Annotated in this window: 21 protein-coding genes, 1 pseudogene, 1 riboswitch and 1 other annotated feature; of the genes and pseudogenes, 14 read left to right on the top strand and 8 right to left on the bottom strand. The window is 56.6% G+C overall.

Going from position 1 to position 24,971, the window contains the following annotated elements:
* Positions 1-105: 105 nt before the first annotated feature.
* Entirely contained in the window at positions 106-939 is an 834-nt protein-coding gene (locus tag NNL35_RS01115) for an arylamine N-acetyltransferase (protein WP_006677068.1), read from the top strand.
* 63 nt (positions 940-1,002) lie between these two features.
* On the opposite strand, the gene NNL35_RS01110 is transcribed toward NNL35_RS01115, so the two are convergent.
* The 5 genes from NNL35_RS01110 to NNL35_RS01090 all read right to left on the bottom strand — a co-directional run bounded on the left by NNL35_RS01110 (position 1,003) and on the right by NNL35_RS01090 (position 5,798).
* Positions 1,003-1,530 (bottom strand): hypothetical protein, encoded by a 528-nt coding sequence (locus NNL35_RS01110; RefSeq protein ID WP_006677069.1) that lies wholly within the window; start codon positions 1,528-1,530, stop codon positions 1,003-1,005.
* Positions 1,531-1,704: 174 nt separating this feature from the next.
* A complete protein-coding gene (locus NNL35_RS01105; RefSeq protein WP_006677070.1) occupies positions 1,705-2,703 on the bottom strand; it encodes a polyprenyl synthetase family protein in 999 nt (332 codons plus the stop codon).
* Positions 2,690-3,139, bottom strand: a complete 450-nt coding sequence (locus NNL35_RS01100; RefSeq protein ID WP_006677071.1) for a hypothetical protein — start codon at positions 3,137-3,139, stop codon at positions 2,690-2,692. Before NNL35_RS01100 ends, NNL35_RS01105 begins: the two co-directional genes overlap by 14 nt.
* Positions 3,140-3,238: 99 nt before the next feature.
* Entirely contained in the window at positions 3,239-5,113 is a 1,875-nt protein-coding gene (locus NNL35_RS01095; protein WP_006677072.1) for an FAD-dependent oxidoreductase, read from the bottom strand.
* Positions 5,114-5,294: 181 nt separating this feature from the next.
* Positions 5,295-5,798: an FMN-binding protein gene (locus NNL35_RS01090; RefSeq protein WP_006677073.1), complete on the bottom strand. Its 504-nt coding sequence runs from the start codon at positions 5,796-5,798 to the stop codon at positions 5,295-5,297.
* A gap of 472 nt (positions 5,799-6,270) precedes the next feature.
* Between NNL35_RS01090 and NNL35_RS01085 the strand changes: the two genes are divergently transcribed.
* The 6 genes and pseudogenes from NNL35_RS01085 to NNL35_RS01060 all read left to right on the top strand — a co-directional run bounded on the left by NNL35_RS01085 (position 6,271) and on the right by NNL35_RS01060 (position 12,328).
* Positions 6,271-7,290: a carbohydrate ABC transporter permease gene (locus NNL35_RS01085; RefSeq protein ID WP_006677075.1), complete on the top strand. Its 1,020-nt coding sequence runs from the start codon at positions 6,271-6,273 to the stop codon at positions 7,288-7,290.
* 24 nt (positions 7,291-7,314) lie between these two features.
* A complete protein-coding gene (locus tag NNL35_RS01080) occupies positions 7,315-8,145 on the top strand; it encodes a carbohydrate ABC transporter permease (protein ID WP_006677076.1) in 831 nt (276 codons plus the stop codon).
* A 55-nt stretch (positions 8,146-8,200) separates the two neighbouring features.
* A complete protein-coding gene (locus NNL35_RS01075) occupies positions 8,201-9,574 on the top strand; it encodes an ABC transporter substrate-binding protein (RefSeq protein WP_254552848.1) in 1,374 nt (457 codons plus the stop codon).
* Positions 9,571-9,735 (top strand): hypothetical protein, encoded by a 165-nt coding sequence (locus NNL35_RS01070; protein WP_254552846.1) that lies wholly within the window; start codon positions 9,571-9,573, stop codon positions 9,733-9,735. Before NNL35_RS01075 ends, NNL35_RS01070 begins: the two co-directional genes overlap by 4 nt.
* A 134-nt stretch (positions 9,736-9,869) precedes the next feature.
* Positions 9,870-10,598, top strand: coding sequence for a queuosine precursor transporter (locus NNL35_RS01065; RefSeq protein ID WP_006677078.1), 729 nt, complete (start codon positions 9,870-9,872; stop codon positions 10,596-10,598).
* Positions 10,599-10,843: 245 nt separating this feature from the next.
* Positions 10,844-12,328: pseudogene (locus tag NNL35_RS01060) on the top strand (ABC transporter substrate-binding protein).
* Positions 12,329-12,671: 343 nt separating this feature from the next.
* On the opposite strand, the gene NNL35_RS01055 reads toward NNL35_RS01060, so the two are convergent.
* Positions 12,672-12,929, bottom strand: coding sequence for a hypothetical protein (locus NNL35_RS01055; RefSeq protein WP_006677081.1), 258 nt, complete (start codon positions 12,927-12,929; stop codon positions 12,672-12,674).
* Between the two features lie 157 nt (positions 12,930-13,086).
* Positions 13,087-13,201, top strand: a riboswitch (TPP riboswitch).
* Positions 13,202-13,542: 341 nt separating this feature from the next.
* Here NNL35_RS01055 and NNL35_RS01050 point away from each other — a divergent pair.
* The 5 genes from NNL35_RS01050 (at position 13,543) to NNL35_RS01030 (ending at position 19,951) form a co-directional block, all read left to right on the top strand.
* Entirely contained in the window at positions 13,543-14,574 is a 1,032-nt protein-coding gene (locus NNL35_RS01050; protein WP_006677082.1) for an ABC transporter substrate-binding protein, read from the top strand.
* 187 nt (positions 14,575-14,761) lie between these two features.
* A complete protein-coding gene (locus tag NNL35_RS01045; protein WP_006677083.1) occupies positions 14,762-15,526 on the top strand; it encodes an ABC transporter permease in 765 nt (254 codons plus the stop codon).
* Between the two features lie 14 nt (positions 15,527-15,540).
* A complete protein-coding gene (locus tag NNL35_RS01040; RefSeq protein WP_006677084.1) occupies positions 15,541-16,401 on the top strand; it encodes an ABC transporter ATP-binding protein in 861 nt (286 codons plus the stop codon).
* 237 nt (positions 16,402-16,638) lie between these two features.
* Positions 16,639-18,171, top strand: coding sequence for an MDR family MFS transporter (locus NNL35_RS01035; protein ID WP_006677085.1), 1,533 nt, complete (start codon positions 16,639-16,641; stop codon positions 18,169-18,171).
* A gap of 949 nt (positions 18,172-19,120) precedes the next feature.
* Entirely contained in the window at positions 19,121-19,951 is an 831-nt protein-coding gene (locus tag NNL35_RS01030) for a TatD family hydrolase (RefSeq protein WP_006677086.1), read from the top strand.
* 89 nt (positions 19,952-20,040) lie between these two features.
* On the opposite strand, the gene NNL35_RS01025 is transcribed toward NNL35_RS01030, so the two are convergent.
* Positions 20,041-21,375, bottom strand: a complete 1,335-nt coding sequence (locus NNL35_RS01025; RefSeq protein WP_006677087.1) for a Na+/H+ antiporter family protein — start codon at positions 21,373-21,375, stop codon at positions 20,041-20,043.
* A gap of 161 nt (positions 21,376-21,536) precedes the next feature.
* Positions 21,537-21,821 carry a hypothetical protein gene (locus tag NNL35_RS01020; RefSeq protein ID WP_254552844.1) on the bottom strand — a complete coding sequence of 95 codons (285 nt, stop codon included), beginning with the start codon at positions 21,819-21,821 and terminating at the stop codon, positions 21,537-21,539.
* A gap of 150 nt (positions 21,822-21,971) precedes the next feature.
* Between NNL35_RS01020 and NNL35_RS01015 the strand changes: the two genes are divergently transcribed.
* Both NNL35_RS01015 and ilvA read left to right on the top strand, forming a co-directional pair.
* A complete protein-coding gene (locus NNL35_RS01015; protein WP_006677088.1) occupies positions 21,972-23,246 on the top strand; it encodes an MFS transporter in 1,275 nt (424 codons plus the stop codon).
* A 103-nt stretch (positions 23,247-23,349) separates the two neighbouring features.
* Positions 23,350-23,623: a binding site (T-box leader), on the top strand.
* A 77-nt stretch (positions 23,624-23,700) separates the two neighbouring features.
* Positions 23,701-24,966, top strand: coding sequence for a threonine ammonia-lyase IlvA (gene ilvA / locus NNL35_RS01010; RefSeq protein WP_006677089.1), 1,266 nt, complete (start codon positions 23,701-23,703; stop codon positions 24,964-24,966).
* Positions 24,967-24,971: the final 5 nt, after the last annotated feature.

Below are 24,971 nucleotides of genomic sequence, written 5' to 3'. Positions count from 1 at the left end.
AAGGCCTGCTTTCGCTAAATCTACGGATTTGAAGTTTCTGGATATCTTTTCTATAATAAAATCCAATTCCAATACAGGAGCATGGGCGAGGGGAGACAGAATGATATGGCGGCTTGGTTAGAAGATTATCTTTCGATTCTTGGATTAAGTAAGGAGTCCCCTTCTTGTGATTACTTAGCAAAAATATGCCGCTCTCATTTAACTGCGTTGCCGTTTGAGAATATAAGCAAATTGCTCTATTTTCGTGATCAGCACAAAAATGGATTTATCATTCCTCCGGTTGAAACGTGGGTTCAACATCATTACGATTCCCATTTCGGAGGTACATGTTATATATTAAACTATAATCTGCGTGAATTATTAATGGAGTTAAGCTTTGCATGCGATTATGTCATGCTTGGCAACGAACATATGGGGATTCTTGTTGATCTTCCGGGAGAACGAGTATATGTGGATTGCGGGGCTGCCGCTCCCATTTTTCAACCTGTCCGGTTCGAGAGCAACCCTCTTCATGTCTCCCAATTCGGGGATGATAAAGTTCATATCCAACCCGTTCATCCGGACGCAGGCCGCTATAAATATGTAAGGTATACGCAGGGCAAACAAAACGGGAAAGAGTGGCATTTTAATATCAACTTAAAAAGCGAATTTCCAGATTTCCACGACATTATCCTAAATTCGAATACGGCTGGGACGGCGTTCATGACCATTCTCAGATGCCAGCTTTGGCAGTTGAGCCAGGGCAGAAGCGTCTCCTTAGTCAACAATCAATTCGGCATTCGTCATTCAGACGGCAGGACTGACAAGTACACCTTGCATTCGGTTGCCGAGATCGAAGAGGTCATCGCTAACGAATTCGCTTTGCCCAAGCTCCCCGTAAGAGAGGCTATAGAGGTGCTAGCTGAACTTGGCATCGATATTTTTAGCTCTGAAAAATAGTCTGCGGAACCGCCCTTCCTATACAAAAACCCGCCTCTTGCTAGCTTAAGGGGCGGGCTGGTGCTAATGGATGCCGGTATCGTCAGGGAAATCTTCCTGTTCGACGGCATATTCGAAATCATCGATGTCGTAGATCGGAATTGGCACTTCATTCGCGATGAGCCGGCTGACAAATTCGAACTGATCCGTCAACAAAGGAGCCTGCTCGCGCATGGAGGTCAGAATGAGCTCCGTCTCCACCGGATCGAACAGTTCTCCGTAGCGCGCGTTGTCCATCGCGTTGATGATGACGCAAGAGACGTTGTCGCGCAAGAGGAGGGGAGGGCTGGTCCGCCAAGGAGCGGTTAAGGCCCGTTCGATCTTCTTTTTGTTCAATTCGCTCTCGAAATAGGTGATCAGCTGCTCGATCTGCTGCTTGGCAAATACGTCTTCTTCCGGGTCGGGCATCACCTGCTCGCCCTCCTGACGCATCTCGTACAATTCCATGATCGTCGTATAAGGGATTACATATTCAACGGGCCGCCGGGGCTCGAATAAATGGCCGTATACCGCTAGCATAACGGCTTCCAATACAAATCGGCGAGGCTTCACTGTCGATCCTCCTTCATCTAAGATGCAGATTGCGATTGGCAGACAGGCTGCGCGCAATAACATAATAATACCACCTTGCCCCAATGGACAAAAGAGTAAACAGTTGAATTATTCGGGAAACCAACAAAGCCGAACCTCTTGTAACCAAGAGATTCGGCTTCTGCCGGGTACGGGTCAATACGTCCGCGCCTCGAAATAGGACCACAGCGTGCGCAGGTCGGCATGCGCCGGAAATGCGGACAGCTGCTCCGTGACGTCCCAAGCCTGCTTCATGAACCGGTGGCTTACCGCCAGCGCTTCCTCCAGGCCGCCGCTCTGCCGGACGAGCTCGATTGCTTCGTCCAGCGCCGCTTCGGAGGCGTCCGGGCGCAGCAGCTGGCGCAGCTTGCTTGCCGTGGCCTCATCCTTCATCGCCATCATGACGGGCAGGGTGACATGACCGTTCCGCAGGTCGGTGCCTGCCGGCTTGCCCAGCTCCTCGGCCGTCGCCGTGAAGTCCATGATGTCGTCCCGAATCTGGAAGGCCATGCCGAGCAGCTCGCCGAAACGGTACAGGCTGTCCACGACGTCCGGATCGGCGTCGGCGGCCTTGGCGCCCAGCTGCAGGCAGGTGGCCATCAGCAGGGCGGTCTTGTTGCGGGTCTTCTCCCAATAGGCCTCGAGCGGGATATCGAGATTGAAGCGCTGCTCCATCTGCTGGTATTCCCCGAGACAGAGCTGGGTCGTCGTGACCGAGGCCAGCTCGTGGATATACTTTTCCGCCTCCTGCCCGTTGGCGGAGGCGAGCTCCATGACGCGGCACATAATATAATTCCCGATATGGACCGCGGAATAGATGCCGGTCTTGCGATGCAGGGCAGGCTGCCCGCGCCGCGTCTCAGCCTGATCCAGAATATCGTCGTGAACGAGAGAGGCGGCGTGGACCATTTCGACCATCGCGGCCAATTGATAGACGCTGTCCGTCTCCGGACGGGAGCCGAACCGGCTGCCGACGATCGTCATGATCGGCCGCAGACGCTTGCCTCCAGCGCGGATGAGATCCATGACGCTGAGCGCGACGATGGATCGGGAGGATACATCCGGGTCATGCAGCACAATTCGTTCCAGGTCGCGGTTGATGCGAGCGAGCGGGATATGCAGGCGTTCCTGCAGCGTGCCGTCAAATGACTTCATACGCGACCTGCTTGTAACGCTTCATCAGAAACCGGGACATCTGCCGATGCAGTTCCGTTTCCGTTCCTTTTCCCTCTGCCCGCCGTATCTGAATCCGCTTGTTGACTGTAGCCATATCGGCTATCAGCTCGGTTAACCCGTGACGCGCGGCGAACTGGTAGTACAGACTGAGCAAGAAGTCGCCGTCCAGCACCGCCTTCCCCGCGAGACGCTCGTCTTGGGGAACATGGTGATGCGTCCGCATCGCTTGACGCAGCAGCCAGTAGCAGCCTAACAGAACGCGCCGTTCCTGCGCCGTCATATCGTAAGCGTCCAGCGTCCGGGCCATATCGGACAGGTAGCGTTCGTCCGAGCCTGCCGTAATGCGGATGCCAGCCAGCGGCGGAAGCTCTTGCTCAAGCATCTGAATCGTATCCTTCATAAGTTGCCGGTTCATGGGAACCCCCCGCTTCCCTGTAGAAATAAGCAAAGTAATGTGACACAGGGACACATTACTTTGCCGTTGTCAATGAATGTTATATCGTCTGGGTCCCGATTAATCGGTATACAGGTACCAGCGGCGGACGATCGGAATCTTCTTCCAGATTCGCTTCAGGCGAGGGTACAAGTAGTAATCCAAGCCGAAGGTGCTTCCGGAACCGCCGATCAGCGCGATGCCGCCGAAGAAGTACCAGAACATCTCGTAAGGTGCCATGCCGGACGTGTAGATCATGACGCTCATCGCGCATGTTCCGATCGCGGCAATCGCCGTGAACAAGCCCAGAATAAGCATAATGCCGAAGATAACCTCGGCCGCTACCATGCAGCCTTGGAAAATATAAGCCAGCGAGGTGTAGCCGCCGTCACTCGTATAGAACATCAGATCCATCGACCAATCGACCATGCCCTTGATGAAATCCGGCACCGGAATGGCCTTGATGGCGGTGCTTGCCCCTTCTACGGCCGATGCGGCCGTCTGGGCGTCTACGGTCGAATGAACCGCATCTACCGCTTCCGTGGCGGCCGTTACGCCGTCCATCGCCTTCGGCGGAATCAAGAACATTTGGGAAGGATCCTTCAGCAGTTTCCCCGCCTTTTCCCAACCTTGAAGTAACCACATGACCCCGACGTAGATGCGCAGGGGCACGAGCCAGAAGTTCGGCGAGCGCTTGGAGAAATGGCCGCCGACGAAGCTTCTGCGATTCTCGATATGGAAGACCTCGTGCATCAGATAAGTCCAGACCTTGTTAAAGCCGAGTACCTGCAAGAAGTATACGATATTAATCATATGCTTGAAGAACATGGCCAGGAAGCCGGAGAAATGGAACAGCTTCTTCGGTGTTCCGACGGCGGCAACCCCATAGCGTCCGCCAATGGAGACCATCGTGCCGTGGAAGGCAGGCTTATACGATTTTTGCGTGCCGCCCTTGATGTCGCATACGAGATTGTGGGCGATAAGGCCGGCAGAGTGCTCGGCGTTCTCGACCATTTGCGGCACAGGCCGCTCTTCGCCTTCCGGAATATAGAAGATGTTGTCGCCGACAACATAGACATTGTCATAATCAACGGACTGCAGCTTGTCATTGGTCAAAATGCGCTTGCGGCCCTGCTGCTGCACGTCGAGATTGCCGACCAGATCGGAACCTTCGACCCCAGCCGTCCAGATGACCGTGCTCGATTTTATCTCGTTGTCCTCGCCAAGAATAACCGAGTTCGGGGTCACGCCGGAGATTTTCGTTCCGGTAATGATCTCAACCTTCATTTTGCGGAGGTATTTATCCGCTTTGTCGATAAGATTCTGCGGCAGAATCGGCAAAATCTTCGGGGCCATGTCGGCTACGACGAGGCGCACTTCGGATTCATCGACATAAAATTCCTTGCACAGCTGTTCGCGGTATTCCGCCAATTCCCCGATCATTTCCACGCCGGTGAAGCCGGCGCCGACGACGACGAAGGTCAGCATCTGCTTGCGCATCTCCGGATCGGTCACTTTCGTCGCATCCATGAACATTTGGCGAATCTGCTGCTTCAGCTTCACCGCATCCTCGAACGACCACAGCGAGAAGGAATGCTCTTCTGCGCCCGGAATACCGAAGAATGACGGCTTACATCCGGTACCGATAACAAGATGGTCATACTTATACGTATCCCGTTTCCCTTGGAGCTTGTTGCTCTTGAAATCAATGTTCGTGATTTCGTCCAGGACGATGTCCACCTTGAGGCCCGCGAAAATTTTGTTCAGGTCCATCTTGATGGCATCTTCGTCAACGCGTCCTGCAGCGACCTCGTGCAGCTCCGTCATCATCGTATGGAACGGCTTGCGGTCAATCAGCCTAATGCGGATATCCTGATCCTTTTTGAACCGTTTGGCCAGCTTCTTCGCCGTCAGGACACCGCCGTAGCCTGCGCCCAACACAACGATCTCTTTCATGGTTTCACCCCTGTATAAACGATGTAGTATGAATTGCGTTGGTTCAAAATTAAACCATATCATGAAGGGAGCCCCGACAGCAGGAGAGCAAGGATGAATGCGATCAAGCGTCATCTGTGCCCGTAGGCCACCGTACTCTCTTACTGCGGAGCTCTATATTCAATCCTGAATCGAAGCCAGATTACTTAGCCGAAGCGAGAGCTTCCTCAGCCAGCTTCACAAAGCCGACGACGTGGATGGATACGCCGGAGATTGCGTCCTGGGTGCCATCATCTTTCACTGCGATGGCCGTAGGATCTTGCTTCGCAATCAGCTCATCTTCCATTTTTTTCGCTTGCTCGCTCCATTCCAGTTCGGAACCGGCTTTCTTCATGCCGTACTCTTCGCCCAGTTCTTTTTTCGTTTTTCCGCCTTCTTTGTTCACGGCGTCCCAGTTCACTTCTGCAATTTTTCCGTCTTTCACGGTGATATCGAGCGTATCTTTCCAACCGGATTTCTCGTCGAAGTCACCGGCTTCGGCATGGTATGTGCCATCTTTATATTGGCCTTGGGCTTGACCTTGCTCCGCCGGAGTTGTTGTCTCCGTATCTGGTGTTGCTGTAGTATCTTCTTTCTTATCTCCACAGCCTGCCAGCATTCCCACTACCAAGACAGCAGACAAAAGCAGTGCAATTTTCTTTTTCATAACCCGTCCCCACCTTTTCATTATTCAAAAATACTTTGTGAAAAATTTAACTAACCGTTTTACACCATGATTGTAACATCAAGACCAAATATTAGATGTGATATAAGTCACAGTCAACCCTAAAATTTAAAAATATTAAAATTGTGCTGTTTTTCTTATGTTTTTTTCTTATTGTTGCGAACTTTCTCCCATCTTATACAAGCGGGAACGAAACTGCAATGCGTATTCCGATGCAGCTTGTTAAGCATATATACACCTTATCCGGACAAGGCAAACAACGGTTCATTGATTTTGCGGGATCGCCGATGCCGCAGTCCTCGTCTCGGTGCCGCATCGATTCGCTGCCCTGCGGCTTCATCATTTCTTTGCAAGAAATGCAGGAACCCTTTACAAGCCTCTGATACTGGCTTTACATTTCTCCGCTATGCTGGGGAAGATGACAGGCTGCTCCTGTTCCATGAGGCAAGCGCCCGTGGAATGGAAGCATGCCGCTGTAACAGCTGATGATTGGGGGTGCCTTATCGTGAAATCGACTGTAATGTCCGGACGAGGAGCGCTGCTGTCTGGGGAGCGGACACGGCAGGCCGTGCAGAAGAACGATGCTGCGGTCCATCGCCGCCGCCTGTGGGAGCGAATCCGTCCCTACGTTTATATCGGCCCGGCTTTTCTGTTCCTCGCGTTGTTCTTCTTCTATCCGATGCTGTCCGTCTTTGTTCTCAGCTTCTTCGACTGGTCCCTGCTTAATCTGTCCAGCCGTTCCTGGTACGGCTTGGCCAATTACCGCGAGCTGCTCGCGGATCCCGACTTCGCCCATGTGGTCGCCAATACGGCGATATACACGGCGGCTACCGTCGGCCTGGGGCTGCTGCTGGCATTGCTGCTGGCCTTGTGGCTGAACCGTCCCGGGCGGAGGTTCGGGATGATTCAGGGCATGCTGTTCAGCCCGCATATCATCTCCCTCGTCTCCATATCGATCTTGTGGCTGTGGATGATGGATCCCCAATACGGCCTGCTGAACAGCGTGCTGGAAGCATTCGGCATTCCCGGCTTGCCTTGGCTCGCCGATCCGGCCACCGCTCTGCCTGCGCTCATTCTTGTCGCGCTCTGGAAGGGGGTCGGCTACAACATGATCGTGCTGATTGCCGGATTGCAGAGCATCCCGCGCGAGATTCATGAAGCGGCTCTGCTGGATAACGTCTCACGCTGGCGCGTCGTATGGCGGATTACGATTCCGCTCTTGTCGCCCAGTCTGTTCTTTCTGCTCATCATGAATACGATCAGTTCCTTTCAAGTTTTCGATACGATCAGCATCATGACTCAAGGCGGTCCGGTGAACAGCACCAATATGCTTGTCTATTACATCTACGAGCAAGGGATGGAATTCTTCAATGGCGGCTACGCCGCTGCCGGATCGGTCCTGCTGCTGGCCGCTGTCGGTCTGGTGACGCTCGCGCATTTCGCGCTGCTCGGGCGCCGGGTCCATTACCACTAAAAACAAGAAAAGGAGGCTGCCGATATGCACAACCTGGTCCACCGATGGCCATTCCGCTTGCTGGAAGGCCTTGCGCTCACATTGATAGCGGGCATGTTTCTCTTTCCCTTCTTGTGGATGCTCGTGACCGCCTTCAAATCGAAGCCGGAGGTGCTGCAATTCCCGCCGACGTGGATCCCGCAGGAATGGAGATGGGACAATTTCGCGGCGGCATGGAACTCGGGTCCGTTCGGCCGATACGTGCTGAACAATGTGATTGTTGCCGTCAGCATTTTGGCGCTGCAACTGCTCACCGGCATTCCGGCGGCTTATGCCTTCGCCCGCTTTCGCTTCAAGGGAAGGGGACTGCTGTTCAGCCTCGTGCTGCTGGCGCTCATGATCCCGTCGCAGGTCGTGTTCCTTCCTATTTATGTGCAAATGAGCGGATGGAATCTGATCAATACGCTGTGGGCGTTAATTCTTCCGTTCGGGGCGAGCGCCTTCGGGATCTTCCTCATCCGGCAAGCATTCATGCAGATACCGGAAGATATGATGGAGGCGGCCCGGCTCGATCATGCGACCGAATGGACGATCATGTGGCGCATCGCGGTGCCGATGGCGAAGCCGGCCGTAACGACCTTTGCGCTGTTCAGCCTTATTTACCATTGGAATGATTATTTCTGGCCGCTGATTATGACGAATCAAGCCGCGATGCGGACGCTTCCGGTCGGCATTGCGATGCTGAAGGAGACGGAAGGCATCAGCGCGTGGAACGTGTTGATGGCAGGCAATCTGATGCTGGTCGTTCCGGCGCTGCTGCTGTTCGTGCTGGCACAGCGGCATATTATGCAGGCTTTCGTGTACAGCACCAAATAAAGCTTCTTACATGAATCAATCACACATCAATCAATGGTAAAGGAGATGGAGAAGGATGAATTCGAATGTGTATGGCAGGAAGCGAATGCTGTCAGCCGTGCTGGCGATGATGATGGGGGCGGCGGCATTGTTGTCCGGCTGCGGCGCGTCAGCCGCGGGCACGTCCTCGGGAAGCGGATCGGACGCCCAGACAGGGGGACTCGCCCCGGCACCGGCGGCGCAGACCGCTTCCGAGCCGGCTGCGGGCTCGCCAGTAGAGATTGAGTTCTGGTATTCCCTTGGCGGAGCGAATGGCGAGCTGATTGAGGCGATGACGGCTGACTTCAACGCGTCTCAGGATCAAGTGTTCGTCCGGCCGGCTTATCAGGGCGATTATTATACGAACCATTCCAAGGTGCTGGCCGCCGTCGCGGCGGGCAACCAGCCCGATGTCACGATGATCGAGGTCGCTTCAGTCGGGGCGTTCGCGGACGCGGGCGTTATCGAGCCGCTGTCGCCGTATACGCAAGGCGCGGAGAAAGACTATATCGACGGATTGATGGGCAATTCCTACTGGAAGGATGAGCTGTACGCCATCCCGTTCAACCGTTCGACGCCTTTGCTCTATGTGAACAAGGCGCTTCTGAAGGAAGCGGGGCTCAACCCGGAAGGCCCGAAGACATGGGCGGAGCTGGAGGAATTCGCCGGCAAGCTGACCAAGCAGGAAGGCGGGAAGACGGTGCGTTACGGCTTCTCCACGCCGATCGACATCTGGTTCTATGAAGCGCTTGTCTTCCAGAGCGGCGGCAGCATATTGACCGAGGACAACAAGCAGCTTGCGCTTTTGAACGAAGCGGGGAAGGCGCCGCTCGAATTCTGGTCGCGCATGATCAAGGAAGGCATCATGAAGAATCCGCCGGGCGAGAAATACAATGCCTGGGACGTGGCCAAGCAGGATTTCGTCAACGGGCAGGTCGCCATGATCTTCACGTCGACGGGCGATCTGAAGGGCTTGAAGGAGACGGCCGGATTCGAGGTCGGGACCGCCTTCCTGCCGGCGAACAAGGATTACGGCGCTCCGACGGGCGGCGCGAACCTGGCCGTGCTGGCGGCATCGTCTCCGGAGAAGAAGCAGGCGGCGTGGAAGTTCATTCAATGGATGACCGCTCCGGAGCAGACGATTCGCTGGTCCCAAGGCTCGGGGTATATGCCGGTCAGCAAGACCGCGGTCGAATCGGACGCCTTGAAAGAGGCCTTCGCCAAGGATCCGAACTTCAAGGTCGCGATCGATCAGCTGCAATATGGCAAAGCGCGTCCGATGGTACCCGGCTATAAGGAATTGCAGGAGGTCATCATGACCGAGATCCAGCGGGTCATCCTCGGCCAGGCGACGCCGGACGAAGCGCTGCAGGCGGCGACGGACAAGGCGAACAAGCTGCTCCGCAAATGACGGCCGGATGGCCGGGCGGATCGGAACCGACCGGAACAGAAAGAAGCACCTCCCTGTATCGAAGGGGAAGGTGCTTCTTCTGCTTGCCCGGATGGCCGCTGGCCGTTACGGCGGCAGCTCTCCGCCAAGCGCTTCCTCCGTCCAGCGGGCATGCCGGCTGAGAAGTGCCGGAGAAGGGAAGCAGTGATTTTTGGGCATTGGCAATTGCCCGGGTCTATGATAAAGTATACCCCTGTGTGCCATCGCACCGCGGTTCGCAACCATCCCGCGTAATCAAAACTAGGGGGAATACCAAATGTTCAATTTTATATGGGGGATATTGTTTGTCCTTGCCAATTTCGGCTTTTTTCTGCTGTGCTACCGCTTGTTCGGCAAGAACGGCTTGTTCGCCTGGGTCGGCGTCATGACCATCGTCGCCAATATTCAGGTCGGCAAGACGATCGAGATGTTCGGCATCGTGATGACGCTGGGGAACGCGGCGAATGCCAGCTTGTTCATGACCTCGGATCTGCTGAACGAGAAATACGGACCGAAGGAAGCGCGCCGTGCGGTCTGGTTCGGATTTTTCATGCTCATCATGACGACGATTATCATGCAGATGGCTTTGGCCTTCATTCCTCAGGGAGATGAGATTGCCCAGACGGCGCAGGCGTCGCTGGCGCATATTTTCGACTTGATGCCGCGGGTCGCCGTGGGAAGCCTGACAGCCTATCTCGTCAGTCAATTTCTCGATGTCAAGCTGTTCAGCATGCTGCGGGAACGGTTCCCCAAGTCGGGCCAGCTATGGATTCGCAGCAACTGGAGCACGGGAATCAGCCAATTGGCGGACTCGTTGGTCTTCTGCACGATCGCGTTTGCCGGCTATTACGGATGGGATGTGTGGATTCAAATTTTGCTGACGACATATGTCGTCAAGCTGCTGTTGTCGATAGCGTCAACGCCGTTTTTGTATTGGGCGAGAAGCTTCCGCGTGCCGGGAATGGAATCGTCTGCTGGCACGGAACGCAGCATGGACAGACGATAGCTTTGCGGGAGAGATATCCGCCTGGCTTCGCAGACAAGATGCGGAGCCGGGCGGTTTTTTTTGTGATCTTTCTCACGAAAAACGGGAGAAACAGTTGATTCTATTTAATAGGATAAATATAATAATATTAGATATTGTAAGCGATTACAATTATCGTTGACTGTCTGTAAGAAGGATATCCGGTTGCCTCTGCAAGATCCCGCAATATTGCATTCATGCACAACTTGAACAAGGGGGATTACATCATGAAGACTGGAAAGAAGACATTCCTGCTTACTCTCATTATGGTACTCCTGTCATCCATCGTCTTGGCGGCATGCGGCAGCAGCTCCGACACCGCGTCCGGCGGCGCAGGAGCCGGCAAGGACGGGAAGCCCGTCGAGCTGATCTGGTATACGATCGGCACGCCGCAGAAGGATGTGGACAAGGTGATAGAGAAGGTCAACGCCTATACGAAGGAAAAGATCGGCGCAACCATTCAGATGAAGCTGCTGGATTGGGGCGATTACGATCAGAAGATGCAGGTCATCTCGGCGTCGGGCGAACCGTTCGACATCGCGTTTACGAGCTCCTGGACGTTCAACTATATCAACAACGCGCAGAAGGGCGCCTTTCTGGAATTGAACGATCTGCTCGATCAGCATGGCCAGGGCATCAAGGAAGTCCTTCACCCTTCCTTCCTCGAAGGGGCGAAGATCAACGGCAAGCTGTATGCGATTCCGGTGAACAAGGAGCTCCCGGCCCAACGGGTGTTCCGCTTCAACCAGACGCTGGTCGATAAATATAATTTCGATATTTCCAAGGTGAAGACGCTGGAAGATCTGGAACCGATGCTGAAGACGGTGCTGGAAAAGGAGAAAATAAAGCCGATCAACGCCAAGATCGGGCTGCCGCAACTGTTCGACTATATCATTAATGCGGATATTCCGATCGGCGTTCCGCTCGACTCGACCGATCTGAAGCTGGAGATTACGCTCGATAAGCCGGAGCAGATGCAGCAGTTCGAGACGATGCGCCAATACTTCCAGGCAGGCTATATGCCGGCCGACGTAGCTTCCTATACGGACGCGAATGCAAGCGAAGCGCTCAAGACCGGACGCTGGTTCGTCGATACCGCTCACTATCAGCCTTATGCCGAGACGAGCTGGTCCCAAGGCATTCCGGACAAGATTGTCGTGTCTCCGGCGGAAGAGCCTATCGTATACAATTGGTCGGTGACGGGCTCGATGATGGCTATTTCCTCCTCTTCGAAATACCCGGAGAAGGCGATGGAATTCCTGAATCTGCTTAATACGGACAAATATTTGCGGAATCTCATTAACTACGGCCTCGAAGGAGAACATTACAAACGGATCGACGACCAGACGATCGAGCCGCTCCCGGCGAAGAAGGAACGCTACGACCTGCCGACCTTCACCCTGGGCAACCTGTTCCTGCTCGACAAGCTGCCGGAAGATCCGAAGGATAAATGGGAAAAATTCGAGGAATTCAACAACTCGGCGAAAAATGCGCCGCTGCTTGGGTTCGCCCTGGATACGTCCTCTATTCGTTCGGAGATTGCCGCAGTGCAGAACGTGACCGATGAGTTCATGAAGACACTCAACACCTGAAGCGTCGATCCGAAAGTGTACGTGCCGAAGGCGATGGAAAAATACAAGCAAGCCGGCATTGAAAAAATAGTGGCGGAAGCGCAGCGTCAAGTCGACGAGTGGAAGAAGTCCAAGCAATAATCGGATAAGCAGCGAAGCTGAAGCCGGAAGGCGCGGCTTCGCTGTTCTGCGTTGGGGTTTGATTGCGTCGGCGGCCATACGTGGGATGCTATATGGAGGAGATGGCATTTCCCGACGAGAGGACAGTCGTTCTTTTTTGACAAATTGCGCCATGTTTCACATGGAACGTTTTCTGGAGAGAGGGCGCCATGAGCCTAATATGGCGCCAGTCAGCGCCTCGGATGGCTGCCGCGATATCTCGATTCCGTCTTGACCGGACGGCCCGCCTCACTGCACAAAAAGGGGTTCCTGCGCTGATTAGCGGCTGGAACCCCTTGCTTCACTCTGTCGTTGATATATGTGATCAATACCAATGTCCGTTCTGCATCATTTGATTATGCATCTTGCCCCCGCGCATCATGCCTTGCCCGCGGACAGCTTCGCGATCCGCGCCGTGGCAGTGTTGCACCATTTCCTCAATCTGTGTATCGGTCATGTCCGGATGCATCTGCTTCATATGCGGGAGCATTTGGCCGTAGCTGCCGGAACCGGAAGCATATCCCGCAGTTCCGAAGATGAGGGCGATCGCGGTTGCTCCAACCCATACAAGTCGTTTTTTCATAAAGACATCCCTCCCGGGGTGTATTGTAACCGAGCAAAAGGCGGCTCGCTATGTGCTTCGTCACAGGATAGGTATGGAACATGCGCCTCCTGCTCTGCCTAACGTCTGGACAAGGGAGCGAAGCAGGTCTATAATTGCATGTGAAACGGCAACTGAATATGCATACTAGGGGGGCTGGAATAAGGCCGGCTGAGATCGTATCCCGTGAAGATACTGACCCTTACACCTGATCTGGGTAATGCCAGCGTAGGAATGAGAATGGCGTCGCACCATCCGAACGGTGGGTGCGTTCATTTGCGGTCGGGGATTCCGATGCACCGCTTCCGTGTTCAAGGCGCGGGCGGGCAAGCGGAATGCTCCTGCATGGAACGTGCCGTTCAGTTCGATCTGCCGCCATGCATGCGCATAGGTAATGGATAGCGTAAGCGCCCCGATGAGGGGCGCTTTTTTGGATCCGCGCGATTGCTTACGCGGCCGCTCATGAGGGAGGGGGCCATGGCAGGACGTGTTCTTGCCGGGACAACCGATCATATGCCAGAGAAGGAGCATGGCCGTCTGTACCGCCCGTCTGACGGGCGAATCGGAAAGGGGAAGAGGAAGAAGGATGAGAAGCATGCGTGCAGTAAAAAGAGGAGCGCTTGGACTTGCCTTGGCGCTCGTGTTCATGTTGACAGCCTGCGGGGGAGGAGGCGCCGCCCCGACATCGCCAGGAGACGGCGCGCAAGGCGCCGAAGCGCCGAAGGATCTGCGCGAGATTACGTTCGTGCTGGAATGGACGCCGAACACGAACCATACCGGGGTGTATGTCGCCCAGCAAGAAGGATACTTCGAAGCGGAAGGGCTGAAAGTGAACATTATCCAGCCCGGGACGGGCGGAGCCGATGCGATGATCGCGTCCGGCGCCGCGCAATTCGGCGTCAGCGTGCAGGAGAGCATTACGCTGGCGCGCACGCAGAATGTGCCGATCGTATCTTTGGCGGCGATCATTCAGCATAATACGTCCGGGTTCGCCGCCCCGCGGGACAAGCACATTACGTCGCCACAAGATTTCGAAGGCAAGACGTACGGGGGCTGGGGCTCGCCGGTAGAAGAAATGGTTCTGCGTACGCTGATGGAGCAGGAGGGTGCCGACTACAGCAAGATCAAGAACATCAATATGGGCTCTGCCGACTTTTTCACAGCGGTCAAAAAGGATATTGATTTCGCCTGGATCTTCTACGGGTGGACGGGCATTGAGGCCGAGCTGCGCAACGAGCCGATCGATATGATGTACGTCAATCAATATTCGGATGCGCTCGACTACTACACCCCGGTCATCGCCACAAGCGAAAAGCTGATCGAGTCCGATCCCGAGCTGGTCAAGGCGTTCATGCGGGCCGTCTCCCGTGGATATCAGCATGCGATCGACAATCCGGAGCAGGCGGCCGAGATCTTATTGAAGCAGGTGCCTGACCTGGACAAGGAACTGGTTATGGCCAGCCAGCGCTGGCTCAGTCCCAAATATCGCGACGATGCGCCGCGCTGGGGAGAGCAGAAGCGGGAAGTGTGGGAAAACTATACGAACTGGCTCCTGCAGAACAAGCTGATGGAGAAGCCAATCGATATCGACAAGGCGTTCACGAATGAGTTCCTGCCTGAAGCCTGACGTTGGCGCTGCTCAGGGAGCGAGCGGCAGATAAATGAAGGCGGACAATCCGGCTGCAAGGGGCCTTCCCTCACCGGGACGAACGGTTCGAGCAGGGATTAGCATCGAGAGGAGGAGTTGGCATGAGGAGGACGAACCGCGTGAACCGCATGTCTGCGAGAGGGACGTGCAGGAAGGTGGCGGCGGCATGAAAAGACGTCTTGCAACGGCGGGACCGCCCCTGGCAGCCCTGCTGCTGTTCATCGGGGTGTGGCAGATCGCTGTCATGTTGTTCGATGTGGAGAAGTGGATGCTCCCAAGCCCGCTTGATATTGCGCGGGAAGCGGCGGCCAACGGCAGCGGCATTCTGCTGCACGCGCTGGCGACCCTGAAGCTGATGCTGATCGGCTTCGGAACCGGAGCGGGGATCGGCCTCACGCTGGCTTGCCTGCTCCATCCGCTTCCGTGGCTGAAGCGCGCGATCTATCCGCTCATTATATTGAGCCAGAACGTGCCGACAATCGCGCTGCTGCCGCTGCTGATGCTGTGGTTCGGCTTCGGCCTGCTGCCGAAGGTGATCGTGATTGCGCTCGTCTGCTTTTTCCCGGTCTGCGTGGCCGCCCTGGACGGCCTGACCCAGACGGATCGGACGATGCTTCATTATATGCGCATGACGGGGGCGACCCGGGCGCAGCTGTTCTGGAAGCTGGAGCTGCCGCATGCGCTGCCCTCCGTCTTCTCGGGCTTGAAGATCGCCGCCACCTACAGTGTGATGGGAGCGGTAATCGCGGAATGGCTTGGAACGGATCAGGGCATCGGCTATTATATGATGCTGCAAAAAGCGGCATACCGCGTCGACCGGATGTTCCTCGGCATCGTCGTCATCATTCTGCTCAGCCTGGCGATGTTCGGAGCGATCCGCCTGCTGGAGCGGATGGTCATCCGCTGGCGGCCCGAGGAGAACGAGAAATGAGGGAGGGAAGCGCTATGAAGGCAATGGCCAACCTGGCCGGGCCGATCGGAGGAGCCGCCGGGCTGGCTTCCGCGCCGCCGCCCGCTCTGGAGCTGGAGCAGGTGGACATGTCTTATCCGGGGACAAAGGGCCGCGGCGAAGGACGGCTGCAGGTGCTGGACCAAGTGTCGCTGCAGGTGAAGCAGGGCCAATTCGTGTCCATCATCGGTCCCTCTGGCTCCGGGAAGAGCACATTGTTCCACCTGATCGGCGGCCTGCTGCGCCCGGACGGCGGCCATATCCGGATGAACGGGGAAGAGGCGGCTGGGCGGACGGGGCATGTCAGCTACATGCCTCAGCAGCCGGCGCTCTTCCCGTGGCGGACGGTGGAGCAGAACGTCATGCTGGCCCAGGAGATCGGCGGCCGGCCGAAGAGGGAGGCCCGCGCGGAAGCGCGGCAGTGGCTGGCGAAGATCGGCTTGTCCGGCTATGAGCGGGCGTATCCGCATGAGCTGTCCGGCGGCATGCAGCAGCGCGTCGCGTTCCTGCGCGCCCTGATGAACCCGCATGAACTGATGCTGCTCGATGAGCCGTTCAGCGCGCTCGACGCCCTGACCCGCAGCGAGATGCAGCGCTGGCTCATCGGCCTGTGGGAGCAGCACCGGCGCTCCGTGCTGTTCATTACCCACAGTATCGAAGAAGCGCTGCTGCTCTCCGATACGATCTACGTGTTCTCCAGCCGCCCTGCCCGCGTGCTGCGGGAGGTGGCTGTTCCGTTCCCGCGGCCGCGGCGCGAGGCGCTGACGGGAGAGGAATCCTTTCTCCGCTTGAAGCAGGAGCTGGCCGGGCTGCTCCAGGAGGCGCAGCGGCAGGGGACGGGCGGACTGGACAAATAAGGACAGAGGGACGGCGAGAGCCGTCCCTTTTTGGCCTGGGCAGGGGAGTTGGACCCGATTCTCCGGCGGGGGAATTTCCATCTTTTATGACAAGATCGGGCGAATAACTTTTACTGGTAAATGGAAAGTTGACGCTATATAATAAGTTATCCCGGCTTCGGCAGCGAAGTGATCGCAGGTTGAATCAGGACCGGCTTCCGAAGCTGGTCCGGTACATAAGAAGGAGGGAAATGAGATATGGTGGCTCAAAAGAGCAACTTGAGCTTGGTGGTGGCAGCGCTCCTGCTCGGTATTCTGATGGCGGCGATGGACAATACGATCGTCGCGACAGCGATGCCGACGATCGTCGGCCAGTTGGGAGGCTTCGAGCTGTACGTCTGGGTCACCTCGGCGTATATGGTCGCGACCATGGCCGGCATGCCGATTTTCGGCAAGTTGTCCGATATGTACGGGCGGAAGCGGTTTTACATTTTCGGCCTGCTCGTCTTCCTGGCGGGCAGCATGCTGTGCGGGACGGCAGACAGCATCATGATGCTGGCGATCTACCGCGCCATCCAGGGGATTGGCGGCGGCGCTCTGATGCCTATCGCCTTTACGATTATTTATGATGTCTTTCCGTTAGAGAAGCGCGGGAAAATGACCGGCCTGTTCGGCGCCGTGTTCGGCATTTCCAGTGTGGCGGGGCCGCTGCTTGGCGCCTATATTACCGAATATATCGGCTGGGAGTGGGTGTTCTATATCAACCTGCCTCTCGGCATTGTGTCCTTGTGGCTGATTGCCCAGTTCTATAAGGAGACCGCGGCGAAGTCGAAGCAGCGCATCGACTGGGGCGGCGCGGTTACGTTGGTGGTCGCCGTCGTCAGCCTGATGTTCGCGCTCGAGCTGGGCGGCAAGGAAGGATATGAATGGAATTCTTTATTTATCATCGGATTATTTGCTTCATTCGTCATCTTCCTGATTGCGTTCGTTCTGTTCGAATTGAATGCGAAGGAGCCGATCATCTCCTTCGCTCTCTTCCGGAAGCAGCTGTTCGCCTCCAGCCAAGGGGTCGCTTTCTTCTACGGCGTCACGTTCGTCATCGCGACGGTCTACATTCCGATGTTCGTGCAGGGCGTGTATGGCGGGTCAGCCACGAATAGCGGCCTCGTGCTGACGCCGATGATGATCGGGTCGGTCGTGACGAGCTCGATCGGTGGAATTCTGGCCGCGAAGACGAGCTTCCGCAAGCTGATGATCGTCTCGGGCATTCTGTTCACGGCAGGCATCGTATCGCTTAGCACGCTGTCTGCGGATACGCCGCGCGCCTTGGTTACCTTGTACATGGTTCTGACCGGACTCGGGGTCGGCTTCTCCTTCTCCTTGCTCGGCATGGCTTCCATGCACGGGATGAGCTACCATCAGCGCGGAACGGCGAACTCGACTTCATCCTTCTGCCGTTCGCTCGGCATGACGATCGGAATTACCGTCTTCGGCTCGCTGCAGTCCTCCTTGTTCAGCGGACGGCTGAAGGAGATGATGCCGGGCGGAGCGATGCCGGCCGACATCAAGCCGGAAGAGCTGCTGCGCGGCGGAGGCAGCGCCAACCTGCCGCCGGAGGCAATGAAGGGGATGGCGGCTGCGCTGGCCGACTCCATCGGCGGCATCTTCACCTGGGCCTTGATCCCGGTCGGCCTGGCGCTGATCTGCATCGCCTTGATGGGTAAGGCGCGCATGATGGATGACGCCGCCGGCAAGGGCTCCGGCGCCAAATCGGAGGAAGCGGTATCCTGAGGAGTCCGGGCTCGAACCGGACAGTGATTCATAGCTGCAGCAGTCAGTCGCTGCGCTGCCTGAATGGGAGCGCAGCGTCTTTTTTAACTCGGGAGTGTCGGATGATGAAGGGCTGCACCATGTCATGCATGAAGAGGAAAGAGCCTCAGGCGAGCTAGCGGTGGGTATTTTATAAGGGTTGAATCGCAGGTGTGCTAAGGCTGGGTACTTCATGAAGGTTGAATCGGAGTGGGCTAACGGTGGGTACTTCATGATGGATAAATCACAAGTGAGCTAACGTTCGGTGCGTCATGACAGTTGAACGCAACGTGGGCTGCAGTGACGCCCCAGTAGGGTAGCGCAGAACCCGGATGCCGCCTCGCGCTGTGACGCATACTGCCTTACCTGTACCGTATGCTGTCTCGCCCGTATCGCATACTGCCGTACCTGTACCGCATGCTGTCTCGCCCGTATCGCATACTGCCTTACCTGCAACGCATACCGCCTTGTACCGCATACAACCTTACTTGTACCGCATACAACCTTACTTGTGCCGCATACCGCTTTACCTGTACCGTATGGCTGTCACACACGGCACCACATGAAGCGCCAACTCGCCGTAATCCTGCAATTATACAGTTTTGTTTTTTCGGGAATGTTGCTGCAACAGGGTTCCTGCAAAATTACATGATTTTTCCTGGTTTCATCCTAAAATGAGCTATATTCAACTAAATTGATGAACTTTTGCAGGAATTCCTTCTTTTCGAGTCGTTTTTGGCATAAAATCCTGCACTTTTGCAGCATTTACAAGTCGAACCGTCTAGAATGCATGTTCACCTAGCCGGAACGGAAGGGGGCACGGGATCCGCCGCACTGGACGGCAACCACATGGCAACTACGCATGACAATCTGTTTGAACAACCCCGTATTCCGATATCCAATCATACTAGGTAAAGGAGAGGTGCGGACATTGGAAGGAAGATATACTGCCGCGAACACGGAGCGGCTCCGCTTCATAGATGCTCATATCCATCTCGACGGATATGGCCCGGAGCAGCGGCCGCTGCTGGAGCAATCGCTGGAGGCGGAAGAATTGGACGGCGTTATCGCCGTGTCGATGGATGCGGCCTCGTGCCGCGAGGTGCAGCGCTGGGCGGAGCGGCATCCGGGGCGGGTTCACCCCGCGTACGGCTTCCACCCGGAGCAGCCGCTGCCTACTGAACAGGAGCGGAGCGCGCTCCTGCAATGGATGGATGAGCGTCGCGATGCGATGATCGCCATCGGCGAGGTCGGCCTGCCCTATTATATGAGGCAGGAAGCCGTCCGCGCCGGAGGCAGCGAGGCAGCCTTCCCTCGCGGCGCTTATCTGGAGCTGCTGGAGGCCTTCGTGCAGCGGGCCGCCGCTTGGGATAAACCGATCGTGCTGCACGCGGTCTACGACGACGCACCGCTCGTCATCGATCTGCTGGAACGGTACAGCGTGCGGACGGCCCACTTCCATTGGTTCAAGGGAGACGCGAAGACGACGGAGCGGATGGCCGCGAACGGATACTATATCTCGTTCACGCCGGACCTCGCCTATGAAGCCGAGATCCGGGAGCTGGCCCTTCGCTACCCGCCAGACCGCGTCATGACGGAGACGGACGGGCCATGGCCTTTTGAAGGGCCATTTGCGGGGCAGGTCACGCTCCCGCTGATGGTGCGCGACGTCGCCGCGTCATGGGCCGCGCTTCAGCGGCTCGAGTTCGGCGAGGCCGCTTCACTGCTGCGGGCCAACGCGACGCACTTCTACGGCGTGTAGCCCTGTCCCGGCTGTGCAAGCTCGCCAGATCCGGGAGCCTGCCTTGCCGGGCGTCTGCGCTGCGGGAACTTGCGCAGCCAGGAGCCGGCTTACAGCATCATGGCCGCGAGGAAGCCGAACAGCAAGAGGGGCACGTTGTAGTGCAGGAAGGTCGGAACGCAGGTGTCCCATATATGATCATGCTGTCCGTCGGCGTTCAGCCCTGCGGTCGGGCCGAGGGTGCTGTCCGAGGCCGGCGATCCGGCATCCCCCAGCGCCGCTGCCGTGCCGATGAGCGCCACGGTCGCCAGCGGGCTGAAGCCGAGCTCGATGCATAGCGGCACGAAGACGGTCGCGATCAGCGGAATCGTCGAGAACGACGAGCCGATGCCGAGCGTGACGAGCAGCCCGATGGCGAGCATCAGGATGGCCGCCAGCGCCCGGTTGTCGCCGACCATGCTGACGGCTGCCTGCACGAGCGACTCGATGTGCCCGGTCTCGCGCAGCACAGCGCCGAGGCCGGCCGCCGACATCATGACGAAGCCGATGTAGGCCATCGACCGCATGCCGTCGGAGAGGACGCGGTCGGCCCGGCCGAGCGGCATGACGCGCGAGAGCAGCAGCATGGCCAGCCCGGCGGCCGCGCCGTAGATCATCGAGCCCGTGCTTAATTGCACGGCGAGCATGGCAGCGATGGCGGCGATGCCGGCTCCGGCAGCGAAGCGGCTGGCGGAAGGGGCATCCTCGTCGGCTGCGGCGGCCGGCTGGAGCGCAGCCCCCTCGGCATACCGCCGCGGCTTGCGGTAGCTGATCATGATGGCGAACAGCAGGCCAGCAACCATCCCGATGGCCGGAAGCAGCATCGCCTTCGGCAACTGGGAAGCATCGACAGCCAGGCCGTTCTGCGTCATATTGCTCGCCACGATATCGTGGAAGATAGCGCCGAAGCCGACCGGCAGGAGCATATATGGTGTAATCAGCCCGAAGGTGAGCGCGCACGCGACGGCCCGCCGGTCCAGCCGCGCCGTATTGAACAGTATGAGGAGCGGCGGGATAAGCACGGGAATGAAGGCGATATGAACGGGCACCGCATTTTGCGACAGGCAGGCGATGCCGGCGATTGCGGCCAATACGCCGTACCGGACGGAGGCGCGTACCGTGCCGCTGTCCGATTGGCCCCGTACGAGCCGAACCGCCCGCCGCACCAGCCGTTCAGGCAGCCCCGTCTCAGCCAGCCCGGCGGCGAACGCGCCGAGCAAGGCATAGCTTAGCGCGATGCCGGCGTTGTCCTTCAGCCCTTCGGAGAAGGCAGCGATCGTGTTCGAGATCGGCATCCCTCCGGACCAGCCTCCGATGATGGCGGACACGAGCAGCGCAAAGACGACATGGACCCGCAGCAGGCTTAATCCGAATAATACCGCGAGAGAGAGAAGAACGGCATTCATATAAAAGATCAACCTCACTTGATGATAATAATTAATTAAAACATTACCACGTTACCAGAGTAATGTATAACGTTTCTCTTCATCCATTTTATGACATATAGGTTCCGATCTTGCTCTTCCGCCCGCCTTTCTTCCTTAAATATAGCGTGCTGCAAGCCGGATCAGTCGCAAGCAGCCCAACGAAATAGAGCAGTTAAGGCCTTCGAGCCCGGTCTGGTCGGTCCCGAGACGGAGAGGCTATCCGTCCCAAGACCGAGCCCCGGTTCATTTCCGGGACGCAGCAGAAGTTCCTGCTGGTTGCGGATGCAGCCTTTCCCGCTTTTCCGGTACACTGAATTGTGGCTGAAGGCCGTCCGGAAACGATGCTGCAGCGACAAGCCGCGGCCGAATTCCTTGCCCCGGGACGCCTTATCGGGAATGGAACGCCACGCTAGTCCCGCACTCAACATCTATACAAAATTTTTGAAACAAAAAGATTGCGAAAAGCGGTGATGATCCAGTACACTATTTGAGTTCAGAGAGAAGAAACCAGGCATGTTCAGAAATATTCCAAAGTGGAGATATCCACATTGAGGATAGAGTGGAGGGAAATGTACATGAATTCTGCACCAACTGACAAGAAGAACGAGTCGGTATTCAGCCTGTTCCGGAACCGGTTCGTACAAGCTATCATGATGGCGGGATTGTTCATGCAAGTCGGCATCTGGATCCGCAACTTCGCGGTGCTGTTGTTCGTCATGGAGATGACGAACGGGGATGCCTTCGCGGTCTCGATGATATCGGTAGCAGAGTTCGCTCCGATCTTCGTCTTTTCGTTCATCGGGGGAACCTTCGCCGACCGTTGGCGACCGAAACGCACCATGATATGGTGTGATATATTAAGCGCCTTGTCCGTGTTCGCCGTCCTGGTGACCATCCTGCTCGGATCGTGGGAGGCCGTTTTTTTCACGACCTTTGTATCGGCCATTCTGTCGCAATTCTCGCAGCCTTCTTCCATGAAGCTGTTCAAGCAGCATGTTCCGGCCGAGATGATGCAGGCGGGGATGTCCATCTTCCAGACGATGGTGGCCCTGTTCATGGTACTCGGTCCGGCCATCGGCACGATGATCTTCCAGCATTATGGCATTACGACATCGCTCGTCCTTACCGGATTGGCCTTCGTGTTGTCGGCGATCGCATTGACGTTCCTGCCTGGCGATTATCAGGAGGATGAAGCGAAGAAGCAGGATTCCCGGGTATGGGATGAGCTTGGAGCCGGCTTGCGTTATGTGATGAAAAGCAAGCTGCTGAAGTCGCTTGGCGGCTGCTTCGCCTTTGCAGGGCTGGCGATCGGGATGATTCAGCCTATGGGGGCTTTCCTTGTGACGGAGCGTCTTGGCCTGCCGAAGGAGAATTTGAGTTATCTGATGATGACGAACGGCGTGGCGATGATGATCGGCGGCGCCATCGCGATGGGCATATCGAAGCGGCTGCTGCCGCAGCATATGCTGGCGATCGGCTTGCTGTTCAGCAGCATCGGGATTTGGATGGCCGGCATGTCGACCCAATTGTGGCTTACGCTTGTGGCGCAGTTCATCAGCGGCTTGATGCTGCCGTCGATTCAGATCGGCATCAACACGATGATTCTGCAAAATACGGAAGGGTCCTTCATCGGCCGTGTCAACGGCATCCTGACGCCGCTGTTCATGGGAGCGATGGTCATCATGATGTCGATCTCCGGATGGATCAAAAACTTGACTTCCATTACGACCATGTATGAGATCTCCGCGGTTCTATTCATAGTCGGAATTGCCGTCATGCTGCCGATTCTGCGGACGAAGAAGGCGCCGGAGCCTGTGCATCCGGTCCAACCCGCCGTCGGCGAGGAATAATCGAATGTCCGCTTATTATGGACGGTGAACAATTTATAACCGTGCCCATTGACATGAAGCCGGACGCATGTTCATAATAATAGGATACAATTCATGAATCGTATTGGAATCGATGACGAGAACAAGTAAGCTGGGATGCGGACCGCAGAGAGTCGACGGCCGGTGCGAGTCGATGTCTGGATCAGCTGAATATCCTCTCCGAGATGCCGCGCTGAACCCTGTGCCGCCTGGCGGCACCCAGTAAGCGCGGACGGCTCATCCGCCGTTACCCGGATGCGCGGCAATGCCGCGGCCAAGCGCCGTTAGAAGCGGATTCGGCAAGCGAATCCGGACTTTCGCGGAACAAGGGTGGTACCACGGTAACTCTCGTCCCTTTTTTGGGGCGAGTTTTTTTTATTTTCCCGGCAATTGCCCAACACTAGACTGTATACCGACCGAAAGCGAGGAATGTGACATGGAGACCACTCATCCTGCACCGGCCGTGACGATGGAGCATATCGTCCGTGCCCACCATGTGTTGAAGGAAGTCATTGTGCGGACGCCTTTGCAGCGCGACCCGATTTTATCTGCAAAATATCAATGCAATGTCTATTTGAAGCGGGAGGATCTGCAGATCGTCCGTTCATTCAAAATCCGGGGCGCCTACAATATGATCCGCCATCTGTCCGCCGAGGATCTGCAGAAGGGAATCGTGTGCGCCAGCGCGGGCAACCACGCCCAGGGAGTCGCTTATTCGTGCCAGGCGCTGCAGATTCAGGGCACGATCGTGATGCCAACCACGACGCCGAGCCAAAAGGTGACCCAGGTGAAGCGCTTCGGCGGATCGTTCGTCAAAGTCGTTTTGACGGGGGATACCTTCGATGATGCCTATGAAGCGGCCATGAACATTTGCGAAGAGAACGGCAGCACCTTCATTCATCCTTTTGATGATCCGTATATCGTTGCAGGCAGCGGCACGGTAGGCATGGAGATTATGGAATCGCTTGATGTGCCGGCCGACTATGTCTTCGTGACGATTGGCGGCGGCGGCTTGGCGGCCGGCGTGGGCACGTACGTGAAGACCGTGAGTCCGTCCACCCGGGTGATTGGCGTGGAGCCGGAGGGGGCGGCGTCGATGACGGCCGCGCTGGAACGCCATGAAGTGCTCACGCTGGAGACGATCGACAAGTTCGTCGACGGCGCCGCCGTGAAGCGGGTAGGGCAGCTGCCTTACGAGATCTGCTCGCAGGTGCTCGATGATGTCATTCTCGTGCCGGAAGGCAAAGCCTGCACGACCATCCTGCAGCTCTACAACGAGAATGCGATTGTCGTGGAGCCGGCCGGATCGCTGCCTGTCGCGGCCCTCGATTTGTACCGGGATCAGATTCGCGGCAAAAATGTCGTCTGCGTCATCAGCGGCGGCAACAACGATATTGACCGGATGCAGGAGATTAAGGAACGGTCTCTCATTTATGAAGGCTTGAAGCATTACTTCATCGTGAACTTCCCGCAGCGTGCCGGCGCTTTGCGTGAATTCCTGGAGGATGTGCTCGGACCGAATGATGACATTACCCGGTTCGAATATAACAAAAAGCATAACAAGGATGACGGCTTCGCCCTGGTCGGCATCGAGCTGGAGCATACCGAGGATTATAAGCCGCTCATCGAACGGATGAAGAAGCGGGGCATCCAGTACGTGGAAGTGAATAAAAACGCGACGCTGTATAATATGCTCGTGTAATGATT

The organism is Paenibacillus dendritiformis (genome assembly GCF_945605565.1).
GTDB classification, from domain to species: Bacteria; Bacillota; Bacilli; order Paenibacillales; family Paenibacillaceae; genus Paenibacillus_B; species Paenibacillus_B dendritiformis_A.
Note: the sequence above shows the minus strand (reverse complement) of the source record. Positions and strands in the feature narration are given on the sequence as shown.

Coding starts and splice junctions, on each gene's coding strand:
- NNL35_RS01115 (WP_006677068.1), top strand. CDS start 106: ATGGCGGCTTGGTTAGAAGATTATCTTTCGATTCTTGGATTAAGTAAG.
- NNL35_RS01105 (WP_006677070.1), bottom strand. CDS start 2,703: ATGAAGTCATTTGACGGCACGCTGCAGGAACGCCTGCATATCCCGCTC.
- NNL35_RS01100 (WP_006677071.1), bottom strand. CDS start 3,139: ATGAACCGGCAACTTATGAAGGATACGATTCAGATGCTTGAGCAAGAG.
- NNL35_RS01095 (WP_006677072.1), bottom strand. CDS start 5,113: ATGAAAGAGATCGTTGTGTTGGGCGCAGGCTACGGCGGTGTCCTGACG.
- NNL35_RS01090 (WP_006677073.1), bottom strand. CDS start 5,798: ATGAAAAAGAAAATTGCACTGCTTTTGTCTGCTGTCTTGGTAGTGGGA.
- NNL35_RS01080 (WP_006677076.1), top strand. CDS start 7,315: ATGCACAACCTGGTCCACCGATGGCCATTCCGCTTGCTGGAAGGCCTT.
- NNL35_RS01075 (WP_254552848.1), top strand. CDS start 8,201: ATGAATTCGAATGTGTATGGCAGGAAGCGAATGCTGTCAGCCGTGCTG.
- NNL35_RS01070 (WP_254552846.1), top strand. CDS start 9,571: ATGACGGCCGGATGGCCGGGCGGATCGGAACCGACCGGAACAGAAAGA.
- NNL35_RS01065 (WP_006677078.1), top strand. CDS start 9,870: ATGTTCAATTTTATATGGGGGATATTGTTTGTCCTTGCCAATTTCGGC.
- NNL35_RS01055 (WP_006677081.1), bottom strand. CDS start 12,929: ATGAAAAAACGACTTGTATGGGTTGGAGCAACCGCGATCGCCCTCATC.
- NNL35_RS01050 (WP_006677082.1), top strand. CDS start 13,543: ATGCGTGCAGTAAAAAGAGGAGCGCTTGGACTTGCCTTGGCGCTCGTG.
- NNL35_RS01045 (WP_006677083.1), top strand. CDS start 14,762: ATGAAAAGACGTCTTGCAACGGCGGGACCGCCCCTGGCAGCCCTGCTG.
- NNL35_RS01040 (WP_006677084.1), top strand. CDS start 15,541: ATGAAGGCAATGGCCAACCTGGCCGGGCCGATCGGAGGAGCCGCCGGG.
- NNL35_RS01035 (WP_006677085.1), top strand. CDS start 16,639: ATGGTGGCTCAAAAGAGCAACTTGAGCTTGGTGGTGGCAGCGCTCCTG.
- NNL35_RS01025 (WP_006677087.1), bottom strand. CDS start 21,375: ATGAATGCCGTTCTTCTCTCTCTCGCGGTATTATTCGGATTAAGCCTG.
- NNL35_RS01015 (WP_006677088.1), top strand. CDS start 21,972: ATGAATTCTGCACCAACTGACAAGAAGAACGAGTCGGTATTCAGCCTG.
- ilvA (WP_006677089.1), top strand. CDS start 23,701: ATGGAGACCACTCATCCTGCACCGGCCGTGACGATGGAGCATATCGTC.